Below are 26397 nucleotides of genomic sequence, written 5' to 3' on the forward strand. Positions count from 1 at the left end.
TATGTTCGGCGCTTAATCGATTAAGAATGATTTAGTCAGAAGAAGCGCCGCTAGTCATCCATTTATTGAGAGAATTTCATGACTACAGCCACTAAACCTGCAAAACAAGCTGGTCAAAACGCGGTGAGCACCTTGCCTGCGTTATCCTTATCGAAAAAAGCCTTTAAAGAAGCCGTAGTACGTCATCTTCACTGTTCCTTAGGCACTGACGAAAACAAAGCGGATAATCACGCATGGTATAAAGCCATCAGCGCGGCTATCCAAGAATTGGTGTTAGAGCGTTTGCGAACCACGCAAAAAAACCATTACCTTAACGATACACGCGCCGTCCACTACTTATCCGCAGAGTTCCTGATGGGGCGTTTGTTATCGAATAACATGCACAACTTCGGCTTGTTTGAAACCGCCGATTCTGCGCTAAAAGAGCTTGGCGTAACGCTAAGTGACGTGCTGGAAGAAGAGCCTGATATGGCGCTTGGTAATGGTGGTTTAGGGCGCTTAGCAGCGTGTTTTATTGATTCTCTAGCTACGATGGAATTTCCGGCTATTGGTTATGGCATTCATTATGAACATGGATTATTTAGGCAAGAGATAAAAAATGGTGCGCAAATAGAGCGACCTGATAGCTGGCGTGATTATGGCAACCCATGGGAAATTTGCCGCCCTGAATCTATTCAAGAAATATCACTTTATGGCTATGTGGAGACGAAATACGGCACCAACGGTCAAATTCAAAAAGAATGGCATCCAGGGGCAATTGTAAAGGGGGTCCCATGGGATATTCCAGTAGTAGGTTACGGTGGTAAAACTGTCAACGTACTGCGTTTGTGGGAGAGTCAGTCTTCTGGTTATTTCAATTGGGATGTATTTAACGCAGGTGGTTATGTTGATGCTCAGCGCGAAAACGTTGAAGCAGAGACTATATCAAAAGTGTTGTATCCAAACGATGAAACTGAAGCAGGTAAAGAGCTGCGATTAATTCAGCAATACTTTTTCAGCGCATGTTCACTTAAAGATATCATTAGGCGCTACAAGCGTGCTCATGGCGATGACTGGTCGCGTTTTACCGATCAAGTTGTTATTCAATTGAATGACACCCACCCAGCAATAGCCATCCCAGAGCTCATGCGCATACTGGTCGATAGAGCTGAATTAGATTGGGATTCTGCGTGGGCTATATGCCAGAAAACCTTCGCCTATACTAACCACACTTTATTGCCCGAAGCCTTGGAAAAATGGCCTGCACGCATGTTAGAAAAAATCTTGCCGCGCCATTTAGAGATCATCTACGAAATTAATCACCGATTTATGGCTGAGGTGGAAAAGAAGTGGCCGGGTAACAACGCAATAAAAGCTAAGCTATCAATCATTGAAGAAAGCAATGAAAAGATGGTGCGCATGGGTAACTTGAGTGTAATTGGTTCGTTTGCGGTCAATGGTGTGGCGGAAATTCACTCAAAGTTGGTAAAACAAGACTTGTTCCCAGAGTTTGATCAACTGTATCCGGGTAAGCTGACCAACGTCACCAATGGCATTACGCCACGGCGTTGGTTAAAAGCATGTAATCCTTTGCTTTCTGAGCTGATTTCCAAAAAGATTGGGAATGACTGGCCGCTTGAGTTAGACCAGCTCGATAAGATTTCTGAGCTAGCGGATAACAAGACCTTTCAAAATCAGTTTATGAAGGTGAAGCAAAAAAACAAGCAAGCCTTAGCAGCGGAAATCAAGGCATTGACGGGAATCAGCGTCGATACAAAGGCAATATTTGATATTCAAATTAAACGTTTGCACGAGTATAAACGCCAACACTTAAATGTATTGCACATACTAGCGCTGTATCGTCGACTGCTCGAGAATCCGAACTATGACATTCATCCTCGTGTGTTTATTTTCGGCGCAAAAGCGGCCCCAGGGTACGCGCTAGCGAAAACGGTTATTTTTGCCATTAACAAGATTGCCGATAAAATCAACAGCGACAATCGCGTTAATCACAAGCTCAAAGTTGTGTTCATGCCTAATTACCGTGTATCTCAGGCTGAAAAGATGATTCCTGCAGCAGATGTTTCGCAGCAAATCTCTACTGCCGGCAAAGAAGCCTCAGGCACCGGTAATATGAAGCTGGCGTTAAATGGCGCAGTGACCATCGGTACGCTTGATGGCGCAAATATTGAAATCGCCGAAGAAGTGGGAGATGAGAATATTTTCATCTTTGGTAATACGGTAGAGCAGGTAAATGCATTACATGCGAAAGGTTACAATCCATATGATTACTATTATCAAAACAAAGAAATAAAAGCGGTGCTTGACTGGCTTGATAGTGACTACTTCACGCCAGGTCAGCCAGGCGCACTTTCGTCGCTTAAACAAAGCATGTTAGATGGCGGCGACCCATATCTTTGCTTAGCCGACTTTGAGTCATACAGTGAAGCAAACAAAGCGCTCGACCTTGCGTACAAAGACAAATCACGCTGGGCGAAAATGGCAATTTTAAACACTGCAAAAATGGGTAAATTCACCTCAGACCGCTCGATTCGTGATTACGTTGAAAAGATCTGGAAACTGGATACCTGTTCAGTGAAATAAAAAGTGTGCTTATTTACGCTTAGAAAAGTGCACTAAATCATTAAATGATGAATTAAATTAAAAAAGCTCGCTTTGGCGGGCTTTTTTCATAAAGAAATTTCTAAAATACGCGATAACAACAGTATTGATTGTTCTGCACACGATAATGTTATTTGTCAGGACTGGTTTTTCAATACTTTGTGGATCGTATGACATTAGAACAGCATCAGCACCTTAATCATATTCCCAATCGCTATCATTTTATAGAGATTGTGGAGCAAATAGCGCTAAGTGAAGAGCACTTTAGCCTGATGCTCTTAGATGTCATGCGCTTTTCAGACGTGTCAGCTGCATTTGATCACAAAGCAGGTGATGAAATTCTTCTCAAAATTGCTAACCGTGTTTGTCATATATTTGAAGACGCTGCTGCAATAGGTCGCTTAAGTGGCGATATATTTGCGATTGTATTTCTTGACGCCAACACTCCAAGTGAAATGCGACGTAAAAACACGCATTTGATTTCTCACTTCAAAACTCCTTTGATGGTTAACGACACAGCATTTATTGCAGATTTCAACGTTGGTGCCGCGATTCGAAAGAACAAACATACCGATTCGAACACGGTGATTTCGCTTGCCGAAAATGCATTGAAAAAATCAAAAGGCAACCGGCACGTTAATTTTTCAGTGCTGGAAGATGCGGATCACTCAAATTCTGGTAAAGGACTTGCTTTAAAGGCTGATTTAACTCGTGCATTAAACAACGATGAGCTCGAGCTTTATTATCAACCCAAAGTAGACTTGAACGATTATTCTATAATTGGTGCAGAGTGCTTGTTACGTTGGAATCATCCGTTAGACGGTGTTGTATTTCCGGGCACACTGCTTCAGGCAGCAGAGTCTTACAATATGATGAATGAGCTGGGGTTTTGGACACTAGAGAGTGCCTTCAGCTCCATTGCGGAAATGTCATCTAAGGGCTTCGATATGGCTGTGTCGGTAAATATTTCACCTACACAACTGTATGATCCTCGCTTACTCCCGGCTATTCGCCAGCTGGTTCAAAAATATGATATTGAACCCAGTCTGATTGAAATTGAATTGACTGAAGATGTCGCACTTACCAATTCTTTACTCGTCAAGCGACAGTTAGACGATATGAAACGCATGGGTATTGCGATATCCATGGATGATTTTGGTAAAGGTTACTCTAATTTAAGCTTTATTCGCGACCTAGAGCTGTCAGCGATTAAAATTGACAAAGCCTTTGTGCTTGAACTCAATGAATCGCCAGTAAATAGCGCAATTGTGCAAGCAACTAAAACGATTTGTGATGCCAAAGGTTGCGAGACCTATGCAGAAGGCATTGAAAACCAGCTTCAGCTAGCCATGCTCAAAGAAATGGGAATTACAAAAGGACAAGGCTTTTTATTCTCACCTGCGGTGCCGCTACAGCAATTCATCAGCCTCGTAAAAGCAGGCGGATTTAAAGAAAAAATAGAAGGTTCTTCTCGAAAAATTGGATAGGGCTTGCTACTCTTTCAAGGTGTTTTTTCACCTCGGTAATTTCAGTGATATCAAGCTTAGACGACTTTTTGTCTTACTCCCTCAAGCATAATAACGACTACTCTGAATTCAGTTTTGATCTCCTCGAGCATACTCGGGTCAGCAGCAGCTTGCCTGGCGTTATTTCATTTTCTCCTCTCAATCAACATTTAGATTCAAGCGCTGCCAAAAGGGTAGTCTTGTCGTGCGGGATCCACGGCAATGAAACCGCACCCATTGAAATATGTAACGAAATGATTAGAGAGATTGCGCAAGGACATCTGCGTGTTGTGCATCCTACCTTGTTTATTTTTGGTAATTTGGAATCAATGGTAGCAGAAACGCGTTTTATCGATGAAAACCTTAATCGACTGTTTGTGCCAAAAATACACGAGAAAGAAAGTCATCCTGAGCGCTTTGAGAATGCTGAGCAAGCGCGTGCGGCAGCGTTAATGACGGCCGTCACTCAGTTCTTTCAAGGAGCGGGTGATGCAGATGCATACGATAAGGCCACACGAATACATTATGACCTGCACACGGCAATTCGCGCATCAAAGAATGAGAAATTTGCGGTATACCCTTATTTACATGGTAAACCCTACAATAAAGAACAGTTGCAGTTTATGTCAGACTGCGGTGTTAATACGATTTTGCTTTCTCAGACGCCCGCTACCACCTTTAGCTACTACTCGTCCTTTAATCATGGTGCACATGCCTTTACGGTTGAGCTAGGCAAGGTCAAGGCATTCGGTCAAAATGATATGAGCAAATTTATTAAAGTAAACAAAATGCTCCGTGAGTTAATAAGCAAACAAGCATTGTCTCTCACTCCTTACCACACATGTCCTTTAGATATTTACACGGTTAATCAGGTGGTAAGGAAACACCAAGATGACTTTCGCCTGAACTTCACAGACGACACGGCTAATTTTACTGATTTTAAAAAGGGTGAGCTATTGGCCGAGGAAACCGGCGCAAAATATGTGGCTGAACACGATGGAGAGGCGATAGTATTTCCTAATGCAGATGTGGCGCTTGGACAGCGAGCTATGCTAACGGTGATTCCATATGAGCTTTGAACTTCACCCTCAGTTAGAAAAAGACAGCATACATGTTGGTAATTTCGACTTGTCAGAGCTGCGCATAATAAATGATGCCAACTACCCATGGTTTTTGTTAATCCCTAAAGTAGCTGATGTTCAAGAATTGCATCATTTGAACGACGCGCAATATGCGCAACTTAGCCAGGAAAGCAGACGCCTGTCTCAGGCTATGCAGCGATGTTTCTCGCCAGATAAAATGAATATTGCCAGCTTGGGCAACATGGTTGAGCAGCTTCACGTTCATCACATTGCCCGATTTAAGACGGATATTTCGTGGCCTAATCCAGTTTGGGGTTACGCGCCAGCAAAGTCACTTTCCCCTGCTGTGATAGCGCAACACAGCGCAGATATTTGTCGGCACTTGAATGATGCCGAAACGTTTATTAAATGAAAACAAAGGAAGCTTTATGATCATAACTACTACCAACAGTATTGAAGGAAAACAAATCACGCAATATTGCGGCGTCGTCATAGGTGAGGCCATTATGGGCGCAAATGTGTTCAAAGACTTATTCGCCTCTATTCGCGATATTGTTGGCGGTCGTTCTGGGGCATATGAAGCTGAGTTAACAAAGGCGCGCCAAGTGGCATTTCAGGAAATCGAAAGAGAGGCGAGCATGTTAGGCGCACATGCTATTGTTGGCGTGGATTTAGACTACGAGGTAGTGGGTCAAAATGGCAGTATGTTGATGGTGAGTATTAGCGGAACGGCTGTCAAGCTTGCATAATCAAACATCGCTGAATCAGCTGCTTTTACAAAGCAAATTTACCAATCGTCTTTATCGTCCCCGTCATAATCGGAGTCGGGGCGTTTTTTAAAGTTTTTGGGTGTTTTAAACTTGCTACTGTCTCTAAGCAGTAAAATATTTCCCACAATAAGACCAAGTACAACGACGATGATGACAATGATCCAAGTAGTGCTCATACTGACTCCGAATGCTGTGTAATGCCGCGATTAAATGCCGTGATTAAAGGTGTAGCGCTCAATTAATTCAGGAAGGCGCTTAAGCACTGCGTATTTGCCACAAATATCCGCTTGTTCAAGCTGCTTGTAAAGCAATGTTGGGCTAAACTTCGATTCAATCTTCTGCGCTAAGCTTCGAAAACTTAAATGCCAGGGCTCTACTGCTACGCCGCCAACGTAGTTAGCGTAAGGTAAATAAAACCCAAAACTATCAGCATGTTTTTGTATCCAATTACTCAAATCGGCACAGGGGCCGTCTGCTTCATACTCTTGTGTGACGAGTTGAAATTCTGTGTCGCAATTTTCAACTTTTCGCTTGTCGTAAAAATCAAAATCCGTTCCCCAATGATGGCGACTCGCTCCCGGTAACGCAGACCAGAGCATAATGGCATGTATCTTCTGCTCATCACTGAGCTGCTCTGCGTTGAGATTTTTGCCATCGAGCGTGTTCAAAGCAAGTTCGCCAGTCCACTTTCGATTCCATATGCTTAACTGACGCTCAAAACTCCGGAAGCTGCTGCATATGTGCAAGTCGTGACCGTCATCCGCTGCGGCCTTTTGCATGATAATAAAATGCTCAAGTGTATCTTGCTGCAAGCCATGGCTCTTATCTAATGCAACAATATGTTCATCAGATAGCCCCATGATTTGTGCTGGTGATATCACAGTAGTGCCTTAGCATAAGCATCTTCGCTAAAACCCACTAAGGATGAATTTTGGGTGATCAAAATAGGGCGCTTAATCATGGAGGTATTGTCTTTCAATAGCGCGACGGCAGATTGCGCATTCAGACTGGATTTTTGCTCGTCGCTCAACTTTCGATAGGTAGTTCCGCGCTTATTTACGATGGTATCGACACCGTGCGTAGCAATCATATCAAGGAGAAACGCTTCATCAACGGATGCTTTTTTATAGTCATGAAATTGATACTCAATCGAATGTGCTTTTAGCCATTTCTTTGCTCTTTTGACGGTATCGCAGTTCGCAATTCCATACATTGTTAACATCTTTACTCCAGCTTTGTCTGATATGTTCAAAATTTAACCAATTATGTCAAGTAACTATTTAAACATTTAGGCGTCATTAAAACGATAACCTGCTTTTTTTAGTGCTTCGACAGCGATGTCGAGACTATCTTGCTTAACAAGTACGTAGTCGGTCTCAAAGGTTGAAACAACAAATATGCTGACTTTTGCCGCCGCCAGCACCTGTCCAATTTCAGCCATTATGCCAACCATCGAAAGGTTCAAGGGGCCGAGTATTTCAAGTACCCGCCAGTCATAGTCAGTCTCCTCTGCATCGATATTTAGGCGCTGAGGAACAACTAGCGATAACTCGTCATATGTTTTGCCAATAAAATACACATCACATTTTAAAACTTGCGAGGGTATCGATTGTTCAACATCGAGGCTATGAATAGCAAAGGTGTCGTCAAGCACTTGTAAGGTTTGTTTTTGCACTATTGTCTCTTAAGTTGATTCTGCTGATGGTATATGCACCTATCTTATCCACTTAATCTGTGGATAAGTATGTGTATTACATATGGTTTATAAAATAACTGCATGAAAAGTATAGCAAATGATGATTGCTTACAATACATGCAAGTAACATTGATTGCGCTATATTTATATAATGAATTATCTGTTTTATCCGTTCATCTGCATAATAGAACCCGTGTTAAATATATGCGTTAAAAACGATAAAAGCGGACAAAAGAGCAATAATTAGGACAACGGATACCTTATGCAAGCACTCTCTATATATGCAGGACCGAAGGCACTTGCCACAATACAGGCGCATGGAGTAAGTCCAGAACTTTTTACTGCGGTGCTTGGTGCATCGGGCGGTCCTAAATGGTTCGTACTGTATGGCTTGGACAAAGTCCTGTTTAGTGAGTTTATGGATAATTCAAGCAAAAATGTCGATATCATAGGCTCATCAATTGGCGCATTTAGAAGTGTCTGCTTTGCGCAGAATGATTCGGCGGCGGCAATTGATAGACTCGCAGACAGTTATAGCAATACGGTGTATTCTGTAAAACCGACGGTTAAGGAAATTACCGACAAAGGTACCGTTTTGTTAAAGCATATGCTTGGCGATGCAGGTATTGCCGATATATTAGGGCAACCGAAAAAGCGCGTGCATATTGTGGTAGCAAAAAGCCATGGCCTTACTGCAAAAGAGGCAAAACTGAAGCAGGGTAGTGGTTTGCTCGTTGCCGCCGCTCGCAATGCTTTAGGTAGAAAACGTTTGCAGAAAAGCTTTACTCGCGTTGTTTTTTCAAGCTCTGATCAGGGATTTTCGTTTGAAGAGAAAATTCCTATCATTACGCAGCAGGTTCAGCTAAACGAAGAAAACTTTGTGATGTCTTTACAAGCAACAGGGTCCATTCCATTAGTGATTCAAGGTGTGCCCGATATACCGGGTGCAGGCGAGGGAATTTATCGTGATGGAGGCATCATTGACTATCACTTTGATATTAAAATACACACGCCCGGTCTTGTGCTTTACCCGCATTTCTATAAAACGCCTATTCCAGGCTGGTTTGATAAAGGTCTCAAGCGCCGCTCATGCCATCGCGATAGTTACGACAACGTGCTAATGCTCGTCCCTAATGAAGAATTTGTCGCGAGCTTGCCTTATGCCAAAATACCCGATAGAAAAGACTTTGAAACCATGAGCGCAGAACAACGAATTCCATATTGGCACGCAGTAATGGAGCAATCGAAAAGATTAGGCGATGAGTTTTTACAATGGGTAAATAGCGACAACCCAATAGCGCATGTTAAGCCCATAGTGTTAAAGCGAAACTAAGCATTACCCCCTTTTGTTGGCGCAGGCTGAAACTTACGCTAATTCGGCTATTAAGTAATCCAACACTGCGCGAACCCGTTTTGGAACAAATCGTTTACTAGGGTATACCAACCACGTGGGTATGCCTTTCGCACTGAAATCGTGCAGACACTGAACTAACTCTCCGCTATCTAGCCGTTCTTTAATCGTCGTGTAAGGCAGGTATACCACTCCCAATCCAGTGAGACAGGTCGAGACTAATGCAGACGCACTATTAGATTGGTAGACAGCGGGAACGCGCACATTCAAGTTGTTGCCTTGCTCAGTGAATCGCCATGTCTCACTCATAGACACAACACAACGATGCTGCGATAAGTCGCTAGGATGTGCAGGAACGCCAAACTGCTTAAAGTAACTGGGTGTTGCCGCGGCCACCAAATCTCTGTCAGTGAGCTTGCGGGCGACTAAGCTAGAATCAGATAAGAGGCCATAGCGTACGGCAAAATCAAATCCGTCATCGATTAGGTTGATATTCTGTGGATTAAAATCTAGTTCAATACGAATTTTCGGGTGTTGCATGCCAAACCTGGCTAAGCAAGGGGCAACATAACGCTCTGCATAATCACCCGCTGCTGATACTCTAATACGACCTTCAAGCTCTTGGGATTCGGCAGTCAGAGAGGAGTTGGCTTCTTCCATTTCTTGTATAATTTCGTAGCACTTGTGAAAGTATTCAAAGCCGGCATCTGTTAGTTTTACAACACGGGTGGTGCGGTTAACTAAGCGCACGCCAAGCTTCTCTTCTAATCCATTGATTCTCCGACTCACGTGGGACGTTGACACTCCCAAACGTTTAGCCGCTCCAGAGAAACTCTGTGCGCGACCCACAGCAACAAACTCTTCAATCGCGTAGAACATTGATAACTCCATTATTTCAAACGTTACGCACGTTAATTCTATTGTTGCTATATTGCAATGATGACTTAGATAAATTGATTTTTAAACTATTTGAGATTAAAACTAAAATCAATATTTGAAAGCGCTTCTGTGATAATGCTGAATGGTTTCGCCAACTTGGAAAAACAGATCTCGCCGCCTAAAAGGCGCTATTAATTATCAGGTTGTTAACAGACAATTTAGCTTCGGAAAAGAGGGATAAAAAGCGCTTGCGTTCACAGTTGCGCATCGCTATCATACGCGCCGCTGTTAGAAATTAAGCAATCAGTGCATAACTAACAGCACGCACTCCTTATGCGTCTATAGCTCAGTTGGTTAGAGCGCTACCTTGACATGGTAGAGGTCCCCTGTTCGAGTCAGGGTAGACGCACCACTTCAGTGTTATCTAGCTCAATTTCTTTACAACCATGTTTATGTGGCTATCTTATTATTTTAATTTTCGCGTGTGTAAGCCCCTTTGTTTTAGTTCGCTGGAGTTTTCTACTAATGTTTGCTTTTATTTAAAGGGGAATTGCACAACGCAGAACTCGATAGAAACTATACACGGGCAACACCGGTAAAATGGGCACATTTGGACACAGTAATTGAGATAGACTTCTCAGTCGTAAGGCCAGCGGCTGCTTCAGAGTGTGCGGCCTTTGCCCGCTCCAGTTTAGTAAATCTGTTATCTCTAATAAATCTCTGCACCCGATGAAAAACCAACAACGATGGCAGCAATAAAGCTCACGACACCAATACTGGCGCTTATTCGTGCGAATTTATAGTAAGTGTGTTCATTATCACGCGTATCATAATGGTCAACTATTTCTATAATCATGGTCAACGATGCTGCAATTATGGAAAGTAACATGATTACAGTGGCTGGCCCGTAAATGATGATACTGAGATTCCTTGCTATAGGAACGAAAAGTTCGCCAAAGTAAACGCCATATGAGCCGTATGCAATAATCACTATTGCAAATAAAGAATTAACGATACGAGCCTGAAGTGGGACCTGGTTCGGGATATAATTTCCGTCTTTATCATATTGTGGCTCGGGAGCATCCGTGATGTATTGCGTGGTGGGCAGGTCTGATTCATCCCAATCGTCAGTCACTCCATGAGCATATTCATCATGTAGTGTGTAGGTGTTATTGTCCGATTTATAAACAATCTGCTTGCTTTCCATGAGTTCGCATAAGCTCTGATAGCGCTGTGGATAGCTTTCTGCATCGATTGATTCAAATGCATCAACCAATTCACGATCAGAGTACTCTGCATAGTTCGGTCCTGACGCCATTGATTCTCCATTTTTATTGTTTTAATTCTTAAGGCTTTTGGATTAGCCCACCCAAAATAAAAGCCTGTAAAGCGATACGCATAATAATCAGAAACAACATTCCCTTAAAGCACAAATCAATGCAATATTGAGCCTTGTTCCATTATGTTTTCTGTGGATGCACTGCATGAATTTTACTTGTCAGATGTATTTATTCACAAACTTGGGCATCATGATGCACGCTAAATGCGGAAAATGAAGCCTTTTTCTTTTCTTTCTGTTTATCTAGTGCATTATTACAATTCATTTACAAACTTAGCGAAGTTTATGAAGTTCGGAACGCTTTTCTTTAGCAAGTTCACATCACAACGGAGCCACTATAATGACATGGTACGAGCATGAACAAACAACACTTATGCGCGGCAGAGCGCCCGGTCGTAGTGTTAGGGTAACTAGACTAATAGCCAGACTAATAGCGTCGACAGCGCTCTCTCTTTGCATGATATCCGTCTTGCCTGCATTTGCTCAAAACAATAGTGGGCACAGAGAGCCCAATTGGCAAGAGTTGTTCAACGGTGAGAACTTTGACGGTTGGGAGAAGATAAACGGCGAAGCGCCTTATGAAATAATGGATGGCGTGATTATAGGCACGTCAATGAAAGGCACGCCCAATACCTTCATGCGCACTCAGGCCTTATACGATGATTTTATATTGGAATACGATATTTGGGTCGACAATAACGTTAATTCAGGTGTGCAAATACGCAGCAACACAGACCCTGACTATCGCAATGGTGTGGTGCATGGTTATCAGGTAGAGGCCGACCCAAGCCCGCGCGCATTTACCGCAGGTATATTTGATGAGCAGCGTAGAGGATGGATTTATCCAGTTGCCCACCGACCTTCGCGAGACGCTTTTATTAATGGAGGTTGGAATACCATACGAGTAGAAGCGATAGGGCATTCTATAAAAACATGGTTAAACGGTCAGCAGGTCAGTCGCCTTGTTGATGATATGACAAGTACGGGCTTTATTGGCCTTCAGGTGCATAGCGTGTGGAAAGACGAGCAAGTGGGAGGAAAAATCCGCTGGCGCAACATTCGAATACTAACGGATGATCTTGAACAGCACCGCTGGGCAGACGATGCGCAGGTGCGAGAAATTAACTATGTCGACAATCAGCTCAGTGATTGGGAGCGTCGCATGGGGTTCAGGTTTCTGTTCGATGGCAAAACGAGTAATGGTTGGATGGGCGCTAAACTCAACGATTTTCCATCGTCTGGCTGGACCATTAACGATGGCGTATTGACGGTTGAAGCCACTGATGGCGGAGAGTCAACGGGGCCTGGCGATATTATCACGACCGACAAATTCAGTAATTTTGAACTGCTCCTGGATTTCAAATTCACTGAGGGGGCAAATAGCGGTATTAAGTATTATGTTGACCCTGAGCTGAATAAAGGCCCCGGTTCAGCCATTGGCTTGGAGTTTCAAATTCTTGACGATGAACGCCATCCTGATGCGAAAAATGGCGTCGCGGGCAATCGCACTATTGCATCGCTGTACGATCTTATTAGCGCCGAGAATTTAACCGATGCGGCAAGTGGAAAAAATCGCTTTGTACGCGGACCTGGCGCGTGGAATAGGGCGCGTATCGTGGCTAAAGACGGGCATATTGAACACTGGCTGAACGGCGTGAAAATGGTGGAGTTTGATCGCAACTCACAAATGTTCACTGCGTTAGTGGCATACAGCAAATACAAAGACTGGCCAAACTTTGGTCGCTTAGCACAGGGGCATATTCTGTTGCAAGATCATGGTAACGAAGTGCATTTCAAAAATATTAAAGTGCGTGAATTTTAATAGGAGCCTTAAGATGACTGATAACAAACTTGGTAAGTCGAATATGCCGCAGCTCAATTCATATAATGACTCAAATGAAGATTCAAACGGCGGCTCCTTTGACCGACGCACCTTCATCAAAGGAAGCGCCGCGTTGGCAGCGGGTGTTTCACTTGCATTATCGGCAAAAAGTTATGCTCGCATTTTGGGAGCAAACGACCGTATTCACAGTGCGGTAATTGGTGTAAATGGCAGAGGCAGGGCTTTGCAAAGAGCGGCTTCTAGTGCGCCAAATGCCGAAGTAAACGTGATTTGCGATGTGGATTCGCGCGCACTGGCGAAAGCAAACGATACCTTGAAAGAACAAACAGGCTCATCTGCGGTATTGATGGAAGATTATCGAGAAGTATTGGCAAAAGCGGATGTGGATACCGTGCTAATCGCGACACCAGAGCATTGGCATGCACCAATGGCTTTATTGGCCTTACAAGCCGGTAAGCACTGCTATCTTGAAAAACCGTGTTCTCATAATCCTGCCGAGGGCGACATTTTAATAGCCGCTCAAGAAAAATATAAAGCGCTTATCCAAGTGGGCACTCAGCAACGCTCTGCTTTATCAACCATAGAGGCGGTAAAAGATATCGCCGCAGGCATTATTGGCAATGTGTACTACGGCAAAGCGTGGTATAGCAATAACAGAAAGGCTATTGGCGAAGCAAAAGAGGCGCAAGTGCCTGATTGGCTAAACTGGGACTTATGGCAAGGCCCTGCGCCAAGAGAAAGCTTTAAAGATATCTATGTGCACTACAACTGGCACTGGTTTTGGAAATATGGCACCGGTGAAATTAACAACAACGCAACGCACGAACTCGATATTGCGCGCTGGGCAATGGGTTTAACATATCCAAACCGCGTGAGCTCTAGCGGCGGGCGTTTCCATTTTGATGACGCTTGGGAGTTTTACGACACGCAAGTGGTTAATTATGAATACGACGAGGGCAAGATGCTGTGCTGGGAAGGGCGCAGCTGCAACGGCTTTAATCACTACGATAGAGGCCGCGGTTTAACCTTACACGGCACAAAAGGCACAATATTGCTCGACCGTAATGGCTACACTGCCTACAACCTTCAGCGTGAGGTGATTAAGGAAATGGCTGAAGCGGGTAAATCGGCTACAACAGACACATCCGGCGTAGGCTTTTTAGATGGCCAGCACATGAATAATTTCTTTGCGGCTATCCGCACAGGTGAAGCGCTAAAAGCGCCGATTACCGAAGGCATTATTTCAAACAATTTGTGTCACTTGGGGAATTACTCTCAAGCGGTCGGCCGCACATTAAACATAGACCCTAACACCGGTCGCATTGTAAATGACGCTGAAGCAATGAAATATTGGTCTCGCGATTATGAGCCAGGTTGGGAGATGAAGGTTTAAGTTCTGCTCTATAAAGCCCTAGGTTTATGGCTGCTTGATATAAATGAGTATGGAGACATCCATACTCATTATTCTTGCGTATGTCAGTGCAGTTTTATAAAAGTAAGCCTTTCGTGGTTTGACACCTAGCTAGCAAGGACATCAATGCGCAACACCATCACCGAAAAAGTGACTTATGTTCATCACTGGAACGACACTCTCTTTAGTTTTAAAACTACTCGCAGCCAGAGCTTTACCTTTGAAAACGGTCAGTTTGTTATGATAGGGCTAGAAGTTGATGGTAAGCCGCTGTTGAGGGCGTACAGCATCGCAAGCGCAAACTATGAAGAAGAACTTGAGTTTTTTAGCATTAAGGTGCCTGATGGCGCGCTAACTTCCCGTTTACAAAAAATTCAGGTGGGCGATGAGCTAACCTTAACTACCCGCGCAACCGGCACCTTAGTTCCCGGTTTTCTAAAACCCGCTAAGCATCTGTATCTCTTATCTTCAGGGACAGGTCTTGCGCCATTTATGAGCATTATCAAAGATCCTTTCATTTACGATGCTTTTGAGAAAGTGATATTGGTACATAGTGTTCGCTATGTATCTGAGCTAGCGTATAAAGACTTAATTGAAAACGAACTACCTAAGAACGAATATTTTGGCGATTTAGTGCGTGATAAGCTGCTTTATTATCCAACGGTAACCAGAGAAGCCTTCGAATACCAAAGCGCGTCCGAAACCCCCAATGATAAAAGTCATCACACCCGCATCACTGAGCTTTTGCTATCCGGTCAGCTAACACGCGACCTGGCTATGCCTGATATCAATATCAACGATGATCGCTTTATGATTTGTGGCAACGATGACATGCTGCAAGACTTGATGAAAATCTTAAATGATATGGGCTTTTCGAAAGCGAATTCTCGCAATCTGGGCGAGTACGTTATTGAACAGGCTTTTATCGAAAAGTAATTGCTCAAACCTAATGTGATTAAATGGCGCAAAGTTAATGCGCTAGCTCAAGTAATTATGGCTAGCGCTATTTGGCTGTTTAAAACTGATAGCTCATGCTAAGGCGTGCGTTGATAGGCTCACCAATAGTGATATTGTTATCATTATGTGCAGAAGGGAAATAGTCTTCATCAAACAGGTTTTCTACGTTTAACTGAAGCTGTAAATCTTCTGATACCTCGTAATACACCGCCGCATCCACGCGCGTAAAATCAGGTAGTTCTACATTGTTGCTAAGCGATGTATATTGCTCTGATTGGTAGATAAGCCCAAGCGCAAACGCCCACTGATCGTTTGCTTGATAACGATTCCAAACACTGAGCATATTTTCAGGTAGTTGCGATAAGGTGCGGTTACTGACGTCATTGTCAATCACGCGGCCGGTTTCTTCACCATCTAGGTAACTGTAGCCCGCATTAATTTGCCAGTCGTCAGTCAAATAACCCACTAGCTGCAGCTCAAATCCGTTTGTTTCGGTGCCTGTTATCAGAGAGTTTTCAGGATTGAAGGGGTCTGTCACTGTGCCGTTTTCACGCGTTACCTCAAAATAGGCAGTGGTGAATGCAAGCTGCTCGCTTACATTCCATTTGATGCCAATTTCACGGTTTTCAAACTCTTCAGGCGCTAAGGCTTGGCTAGTTAATGACAGGGATAAAAACTGATCGCCTGACCGAGGTAAGAATGAACGGCTCAAACTCAGATAAATAGACAGATCATCAGTTGGTTTATAAATAGCGCCGACGCGAGGGGAAACTTCGCTATCGTCACTTCCTAGAAAGCCGTTGTTGCCATCTTCAATACCATTAGCAATCTCACGTTGGTCAACTACATCGATATTAAATTGGTCATAGCGTAAGCCAGCGACAAGAATAAAATGTTCGTTGAAGCTGATTTCGTCTTGTACGAATACCGAGCTAAAGCTCACCTCAGACGCTCTATCTCTTACAAAATCGGTAAAGCTCACCGCGGGTATCACTAATGGGTCAGTAAACGCAAAGGTGATTTGGTCATCGTTGCTGTCAGCAAATAAGGTGTCGCGACGTGTATTGTTAGTATCTTGATTGCCATACTCGGCGCCAATCAATAAGGTGTGTTCCCATGTGCCAGTGTCAAATTGACCAACGGCATTAAATTGCGCAATAAGGTTTTCGCGCTGGGTTTCATCTTTATAACCGTCTAACTTGACTGTGTTTGCCGCTTCATCAAAACCTGCGGGATAGAGGTTTTGATACAGCTTATCGTAATCGGCATATTGCAACGTGCCGTTAACTGACCACACATCACTTAACTGGTGATCAAGTCTTGCTCTAAAAACATGCGCCTGAAGCGTCGTTCGGTTAATGTCAGGTGAGCCAAAGAAGGTATCATCAAAACCCTCTAATGGAGGACCGTTTACCGATGGCACGCCGCGGTCAACCACTCTATCGTCATCAATATACTCATACGACAACACAAGTTGAGTAACATCGCTTAAGTTATTTGTGTAGGTAGGGTTAATAGCAAAGCGGTCGCCGTCATACTCATCACGATGATTATCTAGTGCCTCGTAGTATGCGTTAACTCGCAGGGCCTGCTCATTGCTCATTACACCATTGTGGTCAACGGCGATAAGCGTGTTAGCGAAGGTATCTATATTTGCATTTAATGACGTGAAGCTCTCGCGCGTATTTGCGGTTTTAGTGACGCGATTCACAATCCCGCCACCGCCTCCGCGACCGAAGAGCAGGGCGTTCGCGCCGCGTAAGATTTCGACTCGCTCCAAGTTATAAAGCGGGCGAAAATACTGAACGTCGTCGCGTAAGCCATCAATAAAAAAGTCTGCGGTAGTATTTTGACCACGGATTGTCATCTGATCTCGATGACCTTCACCTTGGCCAATAGACGCTCCGGGGGTGTACTGCAAAATATCGGCTATGGATACAAACCCTTGCTCCTGAATCTGTTCACTTGAAATGACAGATAATGACTGGGGCACATCCACTAAGAGAGTAGGGGTTTTGACTGCGTCCGCATTTTGTTGGCCAAAATAGGCGCCCCGAACAGTAATTCGCTCAATATCAATTTCATTCATAGCCGCAAGTGGTGACAGTACAGCTGATGCGGCCGCCTGACCACTTACTTGACTGGAATTCTGTTGCGAGAGATTGATAGCGTCATCGGCATAAGTGGCACAAGAAAAAAGTGCCGTCGAGATGGCAATACTTAATGGTAATGATTTGAACATCGAAAATATCTGTTAACTAGTAAGTGTGAGGCGATGATAATGAATGTATAAATGAGAGTCAATCTCATTTGCATTTAATTTTAAGCTAATGCATCGGTATCTAGTCTTCTTTTTTCAGTTCTTCTTAAAGTCTGCTAAAGTTCATTAACTTTGGATGCGTTTAAGCTTCATCACCATAATCGTTTTAGGGAACACCTTTGCATGGCGAAAACCCTCATAATTAGTGGCGCGAGCTCTGGCATTGGATTAGCCATTGCGCAAAAGTTTGCTCAGGAAAATTATCAAGTGTTTAATCTTGATATTAAGACACCAGATGCAATTGAAAAGAAAGATTCTGCACACATCAATGACGTGATCTGTGACGTAAAAAATCATGAGCAGGTACTTGCTTGCGTCGACAAAATTGCTTCATCGCATGGTATCGACGTGCTGGTATGCAATGCAGGCATGCATATGTCAGCGAATATCGAACAAACGGATGAGCAAAGCTTCATTGATTTGTTTAATCTAAACGTGAAAGGCGCGTACTCCCTTACTCAGGCAGCACTCAAACACATGAAGCAAGCGGGAGGCAGCATTATATATCTTGCTTCCGAACAATCGCTTGTTGCCAAGCCTAATTCCTTTGCCTACAACTTGAGTAAACATGCGCTTGCGTCAATGGCAAAGACGACAGCGCTTGATTACGCAAAGTATAATATTCGCGCAAACGCCTTGTGTCCGGGCACTATCGATACACCTTTATACCAAAAAGCAATTTCTATGTACTGCGCTTCGTCAGGTATTGAGCCTGAACAAGTGCATAAAGAAGAAGCACAATTACAGCCGCTAGGGCGCATCGGGCGTGCTGAGGAGGTGGCCGCGTTCGCTTACTTCCTGGCAAGCGATGAGGCAAGCTTTATTACTGGCTCTTTACAAGTCATGGATGGCGGGTATAGCGCGCAGTGATTGATGTGATTGACCCTCATGTTCATTTGTTTGATTTGGCAAAAGGACAGTATCATTGGTTAAACTCTCTTGATGCCCGCAAGCGCCAATGCGTCGCGAAATCTGCAACGTTTGAGAGCCTAAGCTTACCTAGTTTTATGCGCCTAAGTGCATTTGTTCATATTGAGGCGGGTTACGATAATGCTCATCCTGTTAATGAAATGGCAATGCTGACAGAGCGCAACACTCTTCATCATAAAGCGATTGGCTTTGCTGATTTGAGCGCTTCTGAAGAAGCGTTTCGTCGTTCTGTGGATACACAAATGCGTCATCCAAATTTTGCTGGCATCCGGGATATTATCTCTAATATTTGTCATCACACTGATAATACATGTGAGCAGCAACGTGCTTTGAAGCTCTTAGATAGCCCCGTTATTAACGCTAATTTGGACTATTTATCTTCAAAGAAGCATGCGATCGCTTATATATTTGAACTTCAATTTGATTGTTCTAATGCCTCCCTTACTGACAAAGTGATTCAAGTGTTTGAGAGGCATCCAAAGCTGAAAATTGTGCTTAATCACGCGGGTTTTGCCCCCCTAGGGCAGCCTCAAGCATTTGCTCGCTGGGATTCATCGCTTCAAAAGCTCTCAGCTTTGACCAATATGCATGTGAAATGCTCTGGATGGGAAATGTCGAAAGACGATTATCAATTCAGTGAACTACGAGAAGCGTTGAAGGTGCTCACTCAGCATTTCGACAGTAAACGACTCATGCTTGCCAGTAATTTTCCGCTGACTGAGTTTGCGTATAGCTATACAGAGTACTGGCAAGGGCTTTTTGACGCTTGTAGAGCCCTTGGCTTATCGTTTGAAACCCTTGCTCATGACAATGCAAAGCGCTTTTATTTCACCACCACATGAGGCGAACGCTTAACGATGTCATCGTTAAGCTCAATCCCAATTCCAGGTAAGTCAGGCACCTTGAAGCTGCCATTTTCTGGCTGATAGTCTTGTACACAAAGTTCGCGATTCCATGATTTAATCGCATAGGTATGGTGTTCATGAATTAAAAAGTTTGGAATAGCCGCTTCAAGTTGCAAAGACGCTGCGGTTGCAACCGGCCCACCGCACACATGCGCCTGCACGCGAATATCGTAAACATCTGCGTAATCGCAAACCTTCTTCGCTTCTGTAAAGCCACCGCATAGCCCGACATCGGGTTGCAGAACATCAATACTTTGGTCTTCAAAATACGGTCTTGCATCCCAGCGATGGTACAAACGTTCACCACCGGCGATAGGTACATTGACTCGGTCAGATACCTTTTTATGCACCGCAGAGTTTAAATAATTCACTGGCTCTTCAAACATCATGCAGCCAACTTCTTCGATGACTGAGCCCATCTGAATTGCCGATGCACAACCCATCAGAGAATGTGCTTCAAAAATGATATCAACTTCGTCACCCACTTCTCGTCGAATCGCACGTAAGCGATCGCCAAACAACTTCATTTGCTTGGGCGTAAACAGTTTAGTGCGATCAAAGCTTGAGTCTCCATTTTCATCATACACAATAGGGTCAACCTTAACTGCATCGTAGCCTTCTGCCATTGCTTTTGCGGCAGAACGTGCGTAATCGTCTGGAGATAGCATTTTTACACAGTCTTGTGACCAGTCAAACTGCAGTTGGCTGGCGTAAGTACGCAAGTTGTCGTTTGTTTTTCCACCCAGCAGTTGATACACAGGCACGTTTAGTGCCTTTCCTTTAATGTCCCACAAAGCGGTATCAATCGCGCTCATTGCGGCGTAAAGAACAGGCCCTCCACCTAATCCCCAAAAGCTCTCTCGCAGCATGCGTGACCATAAAAGCTCTGTTTTAAACGGGTCAAAGCCTAGCAGCACCGCTTCGCTAATTTCTTTAATCATCGCGGCGGCTGCACTGTGTCCCCAATCATAGGCTAAGCCCGCCTCACCAACACCATGAATGCCTTCGTCGGTATGAATGCGCACAAATATGGGGTTCCATGGTGGACGCTCTGGACAATGAATATCGAAAATTTCAACGTGGGTGACTTTCATGAAATCTAATGTTCCCTTTTAAATAGTTAACGGTTTGGTATTAATGCACTTATGATTTAGCTCTTCGCTTATTGGTCAAAATCAGGATATTGCCTTTTAACCCGCCGCATCATTGCAGGCCATGCTTTCTCACCACCGGTTTGCCCAGTATGGACGATATTCGCTTGGGCTTTGATACCGTCAATAATGCTTTGGTCGACAAGAATTTTGCTGTCATTAGAGGCTTGCATTTTCACCTGTACTTCACATGCTCTCAGTAAGTCATACATATGCATAAAGGCATCACCAATGGTATTGCCCATTGTTAAAGCGCCATGATTTCTCAATAGCATAAAATTCGCCTTGCCTAAGTCTTCCTGTAAACGTTTTATTTCATCATGGTTGACTGCTAACCCTTCGTATTGATGATAGCTCATACTTGCCAATGCAAAGGCGGAATACTGGCTGTAGGGGAGTAAACCCTGTTCACAACTCGCCACCGCTATCGCGTCAGGGTGATGTAAATGCATAGCACACTGCGCTTCGGGTCGTGCTATGTGAACGGCACTGTGTATAGTAAAACCCGCTGGATTAATGTCAAAGGGGCAGTCGGCCTGAATAATATTGCCATCAATATCAATTTTAACTAAGTTTGAGGCAGTGACTTCCTCAAAGGCTAAGCCAAAAGCGTTGATGAGCAAGTCTTCAGTACCGGGGATCCGCGCCGAAATATGCGTGTGTATTAGGTCATCCCACTGGTGCATTACCAATAAACGGTAGGCGGCTGCCAGTTCCACACGCGTTTGCCATTCAGCTTCGCTAACTTGCGCTTGCAAGTTCATAGTTGGTATATCGTACATTGACTCTTTCATATCCTTTTAAAACTAAATTTCCACCGTTCAACTTATTAGCTTGATTAATTTGTATCACAGTGAGCAAACACGGCCTGCCATGCTTCAACATTCTCTTGCATTGCGGCTTTGTAAACAAGTTCTGAATCAAAATATTGAGATTTAATATACTGCTTAAAGCTAGCAGGCAATTCTGGATGATTCGCAAATTCTTCAAACAGAGGGTTTAATGCGTATTGATAGCGATTAAGTTCGCTCGCTAAGGGTTGAATTTTGTCAGCAAAAAAAACGGTAAAAATGTTACGCATGATCTTGATGTCTTCTCGAGTCTTAATGTTATTGCAGGGGTTCTCAAACATATAACGCCGAAGGAGGCGCGTCATAGGCCGCAACTCATGAGTGATTAAAGCTTGGGTGCGCCACATGCGTGCAGGTAAGCGGGCGATGCTCAAATCCTTGAGGTGGGCCTCTAATCGAGATGCTTCTAACTGAGGTGCGTTTAGTGCCTCAAGCAACATTTCCAGTGATAGCTTGGTCGCTTGAAGTGAATCAGATTCCCCTCCAGATATAAAATCGCCAGCAGTGGTAAAGCCCAAGTAGGTTTCGTCTGATTGCGTGATCATGTTGGCCCATGCTTGACCAATGTTTTCGCTTTTTTGCAGATGCCACGCACGCATACTTTTAATAAGGGATGACTCAGCACTCATTTGTCCCTGATCAAGCTGGCGTAAGCAGTCGTTGAGGGTAATTAGCAGTTGTTTTTCGTACGCAAAGCGCGTGGAAGGAAGCTGCGTTTTTCCAAGCGCGGTGTTGCGCTCGGCTATAAACTGACCGAGTGGACAATCATCCAGCGCATAAAACTCTCTGAAGTTAATTTGCATTTCAGGTATCTCAAAGCGCAGAGTAGGGCGTGTGGGCGCTCTAAGCTTCTGCCCAGACACTTGATTCTCTGCGATTATTTCAGTATCTAAAGCACTTATAGATATCCCGGTAAAGCTTTCTAAACGGTTTGATAAATCATCTAAATCTGTTTCTATCTGCATGTGTTTTGAGCACGCAGACAAAACAAGCATAAAAGATACTAGCAAGCCAGTTTTAAGATGCAGTTTGGTCATTAACGCTATTGCCTTGAAATTTTGATGAAACAGTTGTTCCGTGGACGTTTCTTTTGTTTGGATATCAGTATAATATTCACGCCCAATTTCACCGCATTGTGAGCAATTACAGCCTTTGTTGTGCTGAACTTGTTATCTGCGATGTTGCTTTATACCCAAATTCAACAAAAAAATATCACGTGGCACTTGGTTTGTGTCACCACTGAATAAAAAGGAACAACATGCCTGTAATTACGCTACCCGATTCAAGCCAGCGCGCTTTTGATAAGCCTGTAAGCATTTTAGACGTTGCCAATGACATAGGTCCGGGGCTCGCAAAGGCGACCATTGCCGGCAAAATCAACGGTGAGCTGGCCGACGCAAGTGACATGATCACAGAAGATGCAAGCCTGCAAATCATTACCGCTCGCGATGAAGAAGGCTTAGAAATTATACGTCACAGCTGCGCGCATTTGATTGGGCACGCCATCAAACAGCTCTATCCAAATGTAAAAATGGCCATCGGGCCAACCATCGACAATGGTTTTTACTATGACGTCGATTTGGAGGAGCCTTTAAATCAAGATGACTTAGAAAAAATTGAAAAGCGCATGCTAGCGCTTGCGAAAACCAACTACGACGTGGTGAAAAAGACTGTGAGCTGGTCTGAAGCAAGAGCAGTGTTCGTTGAACGTGGAGAATCATACAAGATTGAAATTCTTGACGAGAACATTGATAAAGATGATAAGCCCGGCTTGTACCATCACGAAGAATACGTGGACATGTGCCGAGGCCCCCACGTACCTAACATGCGATTTTGTCATCATTTTAAACTCATGAAAGTGGCTGGCGCGTATTGGCGCGGAAATTCAGATAATAAAATGCTGCAGCGTATTTACGGTACGGCCTGGGCAGATAAAAAACAGTTAAAGTCCTATCTCAATCGTTTGCAGGAGGCTGAAAAGCGCGATCATCGAAAAATCGGTAAAACGCTTGACCTATTCCATTGGCAAGAAGAAGCGCCGGGCATGGTGTTTTGGCACAACGATGGCTGGACAATCTATACCGAGCTTGAAGGTTTTATCCGAAACAAATTACACGAATATAATTACGATGAAGTGAAAGGTCCGTTAATGATGGACCGCTCTTTATGGGAAAAGTCAGGGCACTGGGATAAATATGCAGAAAATATGTTCACAACCGAATCTGAAAAGCGTGAATACGCCATTAAGCCTATGAACTGCCCTGGACATGTTCAAATATTTAACCAAGGCTTAAAGTCTTACCGCGATTTGCCGCTTAAAATGGCAGAGTTTGGTTGCTGTCACCGAAACGAACCATCGGGCGCATTGCATGGACTGATGCGCGTAAGAGGGTTCACGCAAGACGATGCCCACGTGTTTTGCACGGAAGAACAAATTCTGGATGAAGTGAGTGATTGTATCAAGATGGTGTACGATACCTATGCCACATTCGGGTTTGAAAAAATCGCGGTGAAACTGTCAACCCGTCCAGAAAAGCGTGTGGGAAGCGATGAGATTTGGGATAAATCTGAAAAAGCCCTGGCGGATGCGCTTAAAGCAAGCGATATAGAGTTTCAATACTTACCAGGAGAGGGGGCGTTCTACGGCCCTAAAATTGAGTTTACCCTACATGACTGCTTAGACAGAGCGTGGCAATGCGGAACTGTTCAACTCGACTTCTCCATGCCGGGGCGCTTAGGCTCAAGCTATGTGGATGAAGACGGTGAGCGAAAAGTGCCCGTTATGATTCACCGAGCGATTCTGGGCTCGCTTGAGCGTTTTATTGGGATTCTGACGGAAGAATATGCGGGTGCATTCCCGACTTGGCTTGCGCCTACACAAGTGGTAGTTGCCAATATCACAGACAGTCAGGCTGAATATGTGGCGCATGTGGTTGGTCAACTCAAGCGTGCAGGTGTGCGCGTAAAGCAAGACATTAGAAATGAAAAAATAGGCTTTAAGATACGCGAGCACACGATGAAGAAAGTGCCGTACTTGTTAGTCGTAGGAGATAAAGAAAAAGAATCGGGGCAAGTCGCGGTTCGGACTCGAAAAGGCGTCGATTTGGGCGTCATGACTATTGAAGATTTTACACAGCATGTTCAAGAAGACATCGCGAGTAAAAAAATTCAATAGCACAACGCGCCAGAATGGGTATAATACGGCGATTCGTGGTCGGTTAAGCAAATATTTAGACTTGTCACGGCATATTTTAATGTTCTTGGAGGAATAGCAAATTAAAGGCGCTGGTAATAATAAAGCTCAGGGCGATAAAGCCCGTATTAACGAAGAAATAACGGTAAATGAAGTAAGATTAGTCGCTGCAGACGGTTCGCAAGCTGGTGTAGTGTCAATCTCCGAGGCTATGGCCGCAGCAGAAGTTGCAGGCGTAGACCTAGTCGAAGTGAGCCCAAATGCGTCTCCTCCGGTCTGTAAAATTATGGACTATGGAAAGTTCTTGTTTGAGAAGAGCAAGGCTTTAAAAGAACAGAAAAAGAAACAAAAGCAAATTCAGGTCAAGGAGATTAAGTTTCGCCCTGGCACTGATGAAGGCGATTACCAGGTAAAACTGCGCAACCTGCGTCGCTTTCTAGAAGGTGGTGATAAATCCAAAGTAACGATACGTTTTCGTGGTCGTGAAATGGCGCATCAGGAAATCGGTATTGAATTGCTCAACCGTGTTAAAGCGGATTTGCAAGACATTGCCCAAGTGGAAGCCTTCCCCAATAGAGTGGAAGGTCGACAGATGATTATGGTGCTCGCCCCAATTAAGAAGTAGTAACGGTCTAAAGTTTTTAAGTCTGCACAACTTAAAACACCTTGCTGCTAAATTTTAACCCTTAGGCGTTTCTTATTGCCTTTTGCAAATAGAAACACAAATTAATTAAGCCTAAGGTATTTAACAATGCGGAGTTTTAGCAATGCCTAAAATGAAATCAGTAAGCGGTGCGCAAAAGCGCTTCCGTAAAACAGGCTCGGGCCGTTTTAAAAGCAAACAGTCTCACTTGCGTCACATTTTGACCAAGAAAAGCACTAAGCGTAAACGCCATCTACGTGGTAAGAAATTGGTTCATGAAAATGATACCGCGCTTATCCAACGTATGTTGCCATACGTATAACCTTAAGGAGACTGAAAAATGGCTAGAGTAAAACGCGGCGTCATTGCACGCGCACGTCACAAAAAAGTTTTAAAACAAGCTAAAGGTTATTACGGCGCTCGTAGTCGAGTGTATCGCGTTGCGGTGCAAGCGGTAACGAAAGCAGGTCAATATGCCTATCGCGACCGTCGTCAGCGTAAGCGTCAATTCCGTCAGTTATGGATTGCACGTATCAACGCAGCGGCTCGTCAAAACGGTATGAGTTATTCACGATTTATCAACGGCCTTAAAAAAGCGTCCGTTGAGATTGATCGTAAAATACTTGCCGACATTGCTGTACACGACAAGGCGGCATTCACCGCTTTAGTAGATGCAGCTAAAGGCGCGTTGGCTTAATTTAATTCAATTATGCTTAAGTTCTTTTTAAAAAAGCGAGCAGGAAGCTCGCTTTTTTATTTTACATCCCCGCAATTTTGCATATCCGACTCATATTCATAGCAAAAATCGTATTAAATCAATTATGTCACTCTCATTTGCATAAAAACTTGTGTAAAATAGCGTCCCTCAAATGACCTACTGCTACTCGTCATTTATTAATCGCGCCAACTAGGTGTTGACGGTTTTACAAGTGGTGTTTTACAGATTAGGCAAATTATTATGACCGTTCAA

25 protein-coding genes and 1 tRNA gene are annotated in these 26397 nt (G+C 43.9%); 16 read left to right on the forward strand and 10 right to left on the reverse strand.

Going from position 1 to position 26397, the window contains the following annotated elements:
- Positions 1 to 78: 78 nt before the first annotated feature.
- From PN836_RS01980 to PN836_RS02000, 5 genes are all read left to right on the forward strand, one after another.
- Positions 79 to 2583: a glycogen/starch/alpha-glucan phosphorylase gene (locus PN836_RS01980; RefSeq protein WP_395342897.1), complete on the forward strand. Its 2505-nt coding sequence runs from the start codon at positions 79 to 81 to the stop codon at positions 2581 to 2583.
- A 188-nt stretch (positions 2584 to 2771) separates the two neighbouring features.
- On the forward strand, positions 2772 to 4088 hold the full coding sequence (locus PN836_RS01985) for a putative bifunctional diguanylate cyclase/phosphodiesterase (RefSeq protein ID WP_395342900.1): 1317 nt from the start codon (positions 2772 to 2774) through the stop codon (positions 4086 to 4088).
- A gap of 44 nt (positions 4089 to 4132) precedes the next feature.
- On the forward strand, positions 4133 to 5185 hold the full coding sequence (gene astE / locus PN836_RS01990; RefSeq protein ID WP_395342902.1) for a succinylglutamate desuccinylase: 1053 nt from the start codon (positions 4133 to 4135) through the stop codon (positions 5183 to 5185).
- Complete coding sequence (locus PN836_RS01995) at positions 5175 to 5600, forward strand: HIT domain-containing protein (protein WP_395342905.1); 426 nt, start codon at positions 5175 to 5177, stop codon at positions 5598 to 5600. The genes astE and PN836_RS01995 overlap by 11 nt, the downstream gene beginning before the upstream one ends.
- Before the next feature lie 16 nt (positions 5601 to 5616).
- Positions 5617 to 5937: a heavy metal-binding domain-containing protein gene (locus tag PN836_RS02000; protein WP_395342906.1), complete on the forward strand. Its 321-nt coding sequence runs from the start codon at positions 5617 to 5619 to the stop codon at positions 5935 to 5937.
- Positions 5938 to 5975: 38 nt separating this feature from the next.
- On the opposite strand, the gene PN836_RS02005 is transcribed toward PN836_RS02000, so the two are convergent.
- From PN836_RS02005 to PN836_RS02020, 4 genes are all read right to left on the reverse strand, one after another.
- Positions 5976 to 6134, reverse strand: a complete 159-nt coding sequence (locus tag PN836_RS02005) for a DUF2897 family protein (RefSeq protein ID WP_395342908.1) — start codon at positions 6132 to 6134, stop codon at positions 5976 to 5978.
- Between the two features lie 30 nt (positions 6135 to 6164).
- On the reverse strand, positions 6165 to 6839 hold the full coding sequence (locus tag PN836_RS02010) for a M15 family metallopeptidase (RefSeq protein ID WP_395342910.1): 675 nt from the start codon (positions 6837 to 6839) through the stop codon (positions 6165 to 6167).
- The gene (locus tag PN836_RS02015) at positions 6836 to 7180 is read right to left on the reverse strand and encodes an ArsC family reductase (protein WP_395342912.1); all 345 of its coding nucleotides are present in this window, start codon (positions 7178 to 7180) and stop codon (positions 6836 to 6838) included. Before PN836_RS02015 ends, PN836_RS02010 begins: the two co-directional genes overlap by 4 nt.
- Positions 7181 to 7246: 66 nt before the next feature.
- On the reverse strand, positions 7247 to 7633 hold the full coding sequence (locus PN836_RS02020) for an ACT domain-containing protein (protein ID WP_395342915.1): 387 nt from the start codon (positions 7631 to 7633) through the stop codon (positions 7247 to 7249).
- Positions 7634 to 7916: 283 nt separating this feature from the next.
- Here PN836_RS02020 and PN836_RS02025 point away from each other — a divergent pair, with 283 nt between their 5' ends.
- The gene (locus PN836_RS02025) at positions 7917 to 8987 is read left to right on the forward strand and encodes a patatin-like phospholipase family protein (RefSeq protein ID WP_395342917.1); all 1071 of its coding nucleotides are present in this window, start codon (positions 7917 to 7919) and stop codon (positions 8985 to 8987) included.
- 33 nt (positions 8988 to 9020) lie between these two features.
- Here the strand turns inward: PN836_RS02025 and PN836_RS02030 are convergent, their stop codons facing one another.
- Positions 9021 to 9884 (reverse strand): LysR family transcriptional regulator, encoded by an 864-nt coding sequence (locus tag PN836_RS02030; protein ID WP_395342919.1) that lies wholly within the window; start codon positions 9882 to 9884, stop codon positions 9021 to 9023.
- Between the two features lie 335 nt (positions 9885 to 10219).
- On the opposite strand from PN836_RS02030, the gene PN836_RS02035 reads away from it, so the two are divergent.
- Positions 10220 to 10296 (forward strand) — tRNA-Val (locus PN836_RS02035).
- Between the two features lie 297 nt (positions 10297 to 10593).
- Here PN836_RS02035 and PN836_RS02040 read toward each other — a convergent pair.
- On the reverse strand, positions 10594 to 11202 hold the full coding sequence (locus PN836_RS02040; protein ID WP_395342922.1) for a hypothetical protein: 609 nt from the start codon (positions 11200 to 11202) through the stop codon (positions 10594 to 10596).
- Between the two features lie 361 nt (positions 11203 to 11563).
- On the opposite strand from PN836_RS02040, the gene PN836_RS02045 reads away from it, so the two are divergent.
- The 3 genes from PN836_RS02045 (at position 11564) to PN836_RS02055 (ending at position 15413) form a co-directional block, all read left to right on the forward strand.
- Complete coding sequence (locus PN836_RS02045) at positions 11564 to 13045, forward strand: 3-keto-disaccharide hydrolase (RefSeq protein ID WP_395342925.1); 1482 nt, start codon at positions 11564 to 11566, stop codon at positions 13043 to 13045.
- Between the two features lie 13 nt (positions 13046 to 13058).
- Entirely contained in the window at positions 13059 to 14459 is a 1401-nt protein-coding gene (locus tag PN836_RS02050) for a Gfo/Idh/MocA family oxidoreductase (RefSeq protein ID WP_395342927.1), read from the forward strand.
- Positions 14460 to 14603: 144 nt separating this feature from the next.
- Positions 14604 to 15413 (forward strand): ferredoxin--NADP reductase, encoded by an 810-nt coding sequence (locus PN836_RS02055; protein ID WP_395342929.1) that lies wholly within the window; start codon positions 14604 to 14606, stop codon positions 15411 to 15413.
- Positions 15414 to 15492: 79 nt separating this feature from the next.
- Here the strand turns inward: PN836_RS02055 and PN836_RS02060 are convergent, their stop codons facing one another.
- A complete protein-coding gene (locus PN836_RS02060; RefSeq protein ID WP_395342931.1) occupies positions 15493 to 17676 on the reverse strand; it encodes a TonB-dependent receptor in 2184 nt (727 codons plus the stop codon).
- A gap of 201 nt (positions 17677 to 17877) precedes the next feature.
- On the opposite strand from PN836_RS02060, the gene PN836_RS02065 reads away from it, so the two are divergent.
- Both PN836_RS02065 and PN836_RS02070 read left to right on the forward strand, forming a co-directional pair.
- Positions 17878 to 18624, forward strand: a complete 747-nt coding sequence (locus PN836_RS02065; protein ID WP_395342932.1) for an SDR family NAD(P)-dependent oxidoreductase — start codon at positions 17878 to 17880, stop codon at positions 18622 to 18624.
- Positions 18621 to 19526 carry an amidohydrolase family protein gene (locus PN836_RS02070; RefSeq protein WP_395342934.1) on the forward strand — a complete coding sequence of 302 codons (906 nt, stop codon included), beginning with the start codon at positions 18621 to 18623 and terminating at the stop codon, positions 19524 to 19526. The genes PN836_RS02065 and PN836_RS02070 overlap by 4 nt, the downstream gene beginning before the upstream one ends.
- Here PN836_RS02070 and PN836_RS02075 read toward each other — a convergent pair.
- From PN836_RS02075 to PN836_RS02085, 3 genes are all read right to left on the reverse strand, one after another.
- A complete protein-coding gene (locus PN836_RS02075) occupies positions 19508 to 20683 on the reverse strand; it encodes a mandelate racemase/muconate lactonizing enzyme family protein (protein WP_395342936.1) in 1176 nt (391 codons plus the stop codon). The genes PN836_RS02070 and PN836_RS02075 overlap by 19 nt on opposite strands.
- 68 nt (positions 20684 to 20751) lie before the next feature.
- Positions 20752 to 21522: a class II aldolase/adducin family protein gene (locus tag PN836_RS02080; RefSeq protein WP_395342939.1), complete on the reverse strand. Its 771-nt coding sequence runs from the start codon at positions 21520 to 21522 to the stop codon at positions 20752 to 20754.
- 56 nt (positions 21523 to 21578) lie between these two features.
- The gene (locus PN836_RS02085; RefSeq protein ID WP_395342940.1) at positions 21579 to 22628 is read right to left on the reverse strand and encodes a DUF3080 family protein; all 1050 of its coding nucleotides are present in this window, start codon (positions 22626 to 22628) and stop codon (positions 21579 to 21581) included.
- 221 nt (positions 22629 to 22849) lie between these two features.
- Here PN836_RS02085 and thrS point away from each other — a divergent pair, with 221 nt between their 5' ends.
- From thrS to rplT, 4 genes are all read left to right on the forward strand, one after another.
- The gene (thrS, locus tag PN836_RS02090) at positions 22850 to 24766 is read left to right on the forward strand and encodes a threonine--tRNA ligase (RefSeq protein ID WP_395342942.1); all 1917 of its coding nucleotides are present in this window, start codon (positions 22850 to 22852) and stop codon (positions 24764 to 24766) included.
- 100 nt (positions 24767 to 24866) lie between these two features.
- A complete protein-coding gene (gene infC / locus PN836_RS02095) occupies positions 24867 to 25409 on the forward strand; it encodes a translation initiation factor IF-3 (protein WP_395345424.1) in 543 nt (180 codons plus the stop codon).
- 142 nt (positions 25410 to 25551) lie between these two features.
- Entirely contained in the window at positions 25552 to 25749 is a 198-nt protein-coding gene (rpmI, locus tag PN836_RS02100) for a 50S ribosomal protein L35 (protein WP_284216494.1), read from the forward strand.
- A gap of 18 nt (positions 25750 to 25767) precedes the next feature.
- The gene (rplT, locus tag PN836_RS02105) at positions 25768 to 26124 is read left to right on the forward strand and encodes a 50S ribosomal protein L20 (protein WP_136249562.1); all 357 of its coding nucleotides are present in this window, start codon (positions 25768 to 25770) and stop codon (positions 26122 to 26124) included.
- Positions 26125 to 26397: the final 273 nt, after the last annotated feature.

Source organism: Ningiella algicola (genome assembly GCF_028401415.2).
In the GTDB taxonomy this organism is placed as follows: Bacteria; Pseudomonadota; Gammaproteobacteria; order Enterobacterales; family Alteromonadaceae; genus Glaciecola.

What these genes read in the sequence shown, in the direction of transcription:
- PN836_RS02060 (WP_395342931.1), bottom strand. Translation starts at nt 17,676, where the DNA reads ATGTTCAAATCATTACCATTAAGTATTGCCATCTCGACGGCACTTTTT.
- PN836_RS02040 (WP_395342922.1), bottom strand. Translation starts at nt 11,202, where the DNA reads ATGGCGTCAGGACCGAACTATGCAGAGTACTCTGATCGTGAATTGGTT.
- PN836_RS02045 (WP_395342925.1), top strand. Translation starts at nt 11,564, where the DNA reads ATGACATGGTACGAGCATGAACAAACAACACTTATGCGCGGCAGAGCG.
- PN836_RS02075 (WP_395342936.1), bottom strand. Translation starts at nt 20,683, where the DNA reads ATGAAAGTCACCCACGTTGAAATTTTCGATATTCATTGTCCAGAGCGT.
- rpmI (WP_284216494.1), top strand. Translation starts at nt 25,552, where the DNA reads ATGCCTAAAATGAAATCAGTAAGCGGTGCGCAAAAGCGCTTCCGTAAA.
- PN836_RS02050 (WP_395342927.1), top strand. Translation starts at nt 13,059, where the DNA reads ATGACTGATAACAAACTTGGTAAGTCGAATATGCCGCAGCTCAATTCA.
- PN836_RS01980 (WP_395342897.1), top strand. Translation starts at nt 79, where the DNA reads ATGACTACAGCCACTAAACCTGCAAAACAAGCTGGTCAAAACGCGGTG.
- PN836_RS02015 (WP_395342912.1), bottom strand. Translation starts at nt 7,180, where the DNA reads ATGTTAACAATGTATGGAATTGCGAACTGCGATACCGTCAAAAGAGCA.
- PN836_RS02085 (WP_395342940.1), bottom strand. Translation starts at nt 22,628, where the DNA reads ATGACCAAACTGCATCTTAAAACTGGCTTGCTAGTATCTTTTATGCTT.
- PN836_RS01985 (WP_395342900.1), top strand. Translation starts at nt 2,772, where the DNA reads ATGACATTAGAACAGCATCAGCACCTTAATCATATTCCCAATCGCTAT.
- PN836_RS02025 (WP_395342917.1), top strand. Translation starts at nt 7,917, where the DNA reads ATGCAAGCACTCTCTATATATGCAGGACCGAAGGCACTTGCCACAATA.
- PN836_RS02080 (WP_395342939.1), bottom strand. Translation starts at nt 21,522, where the DNA reads ATGTACGATATACCAACTATGAACTTGCAAGCGCAAGTTAGCGAAGCT.
- rplT (WP_136249562.1), top strand. Translation starts at nt 25,768, where the DNA reads ATGGCTAGAGTAAAACGCGGCGTCATTGCACGCGCACGTCACAAAAAA.
- PN836_RS01995 (WP_395342905.1), top strand. Translation starts at nt 5,175, where the DNA reads ATGAGCTTTGAACTTCACCCTCAGTTAGAAAAAGACAGCATACATGTT.
- thrS (WP_395342942.1), top strand. Translation starts at nt 22,850, where the DNA reads ATGCCTGTAATTACGCTACCCGATTCAAGCCAGCGCGCTTTTGATAAG.
- PN836_RS02000 (WP_395342906.1), top strand. Translation starts at nt 5,617, where the DNA reads ATGATCATAACTACTACCAACAGTATTGAAGGAAAACAAATCACGCAA.
- PN836_RS02065 (WP_395342932.1), top strand. Translation starts at nt 17,878, where the DNA reads ATGGCGAAAACCCTCATAATTAGTGGCGCGAGCTCTGGCATTGGATTA.
- PN836_RS02005 (WP_395342908.1), bottom strand. Translation starts at nt 6,134, where the DNA reads ATGAGCACTACTTGGATCATTGTCATCATCGTCGTTGTACTTGGTCTT.
- PN836_RS02030 (WP_395342919.1), bottom strand. Translation starts at nt 9,884, where the DNA reads ATGTTCTACGCGATTGAAGAGTTTGTTGCTGTGGGTCGCGCACAGAGT.
- PN836_RS02055 (WP_395342929.1), top strand. Translation starts at nt 14,604, where the DNA reads ATGCGCAACACCATCACCGAAAAAGTGACTTATGTTCATCACTGGAAC.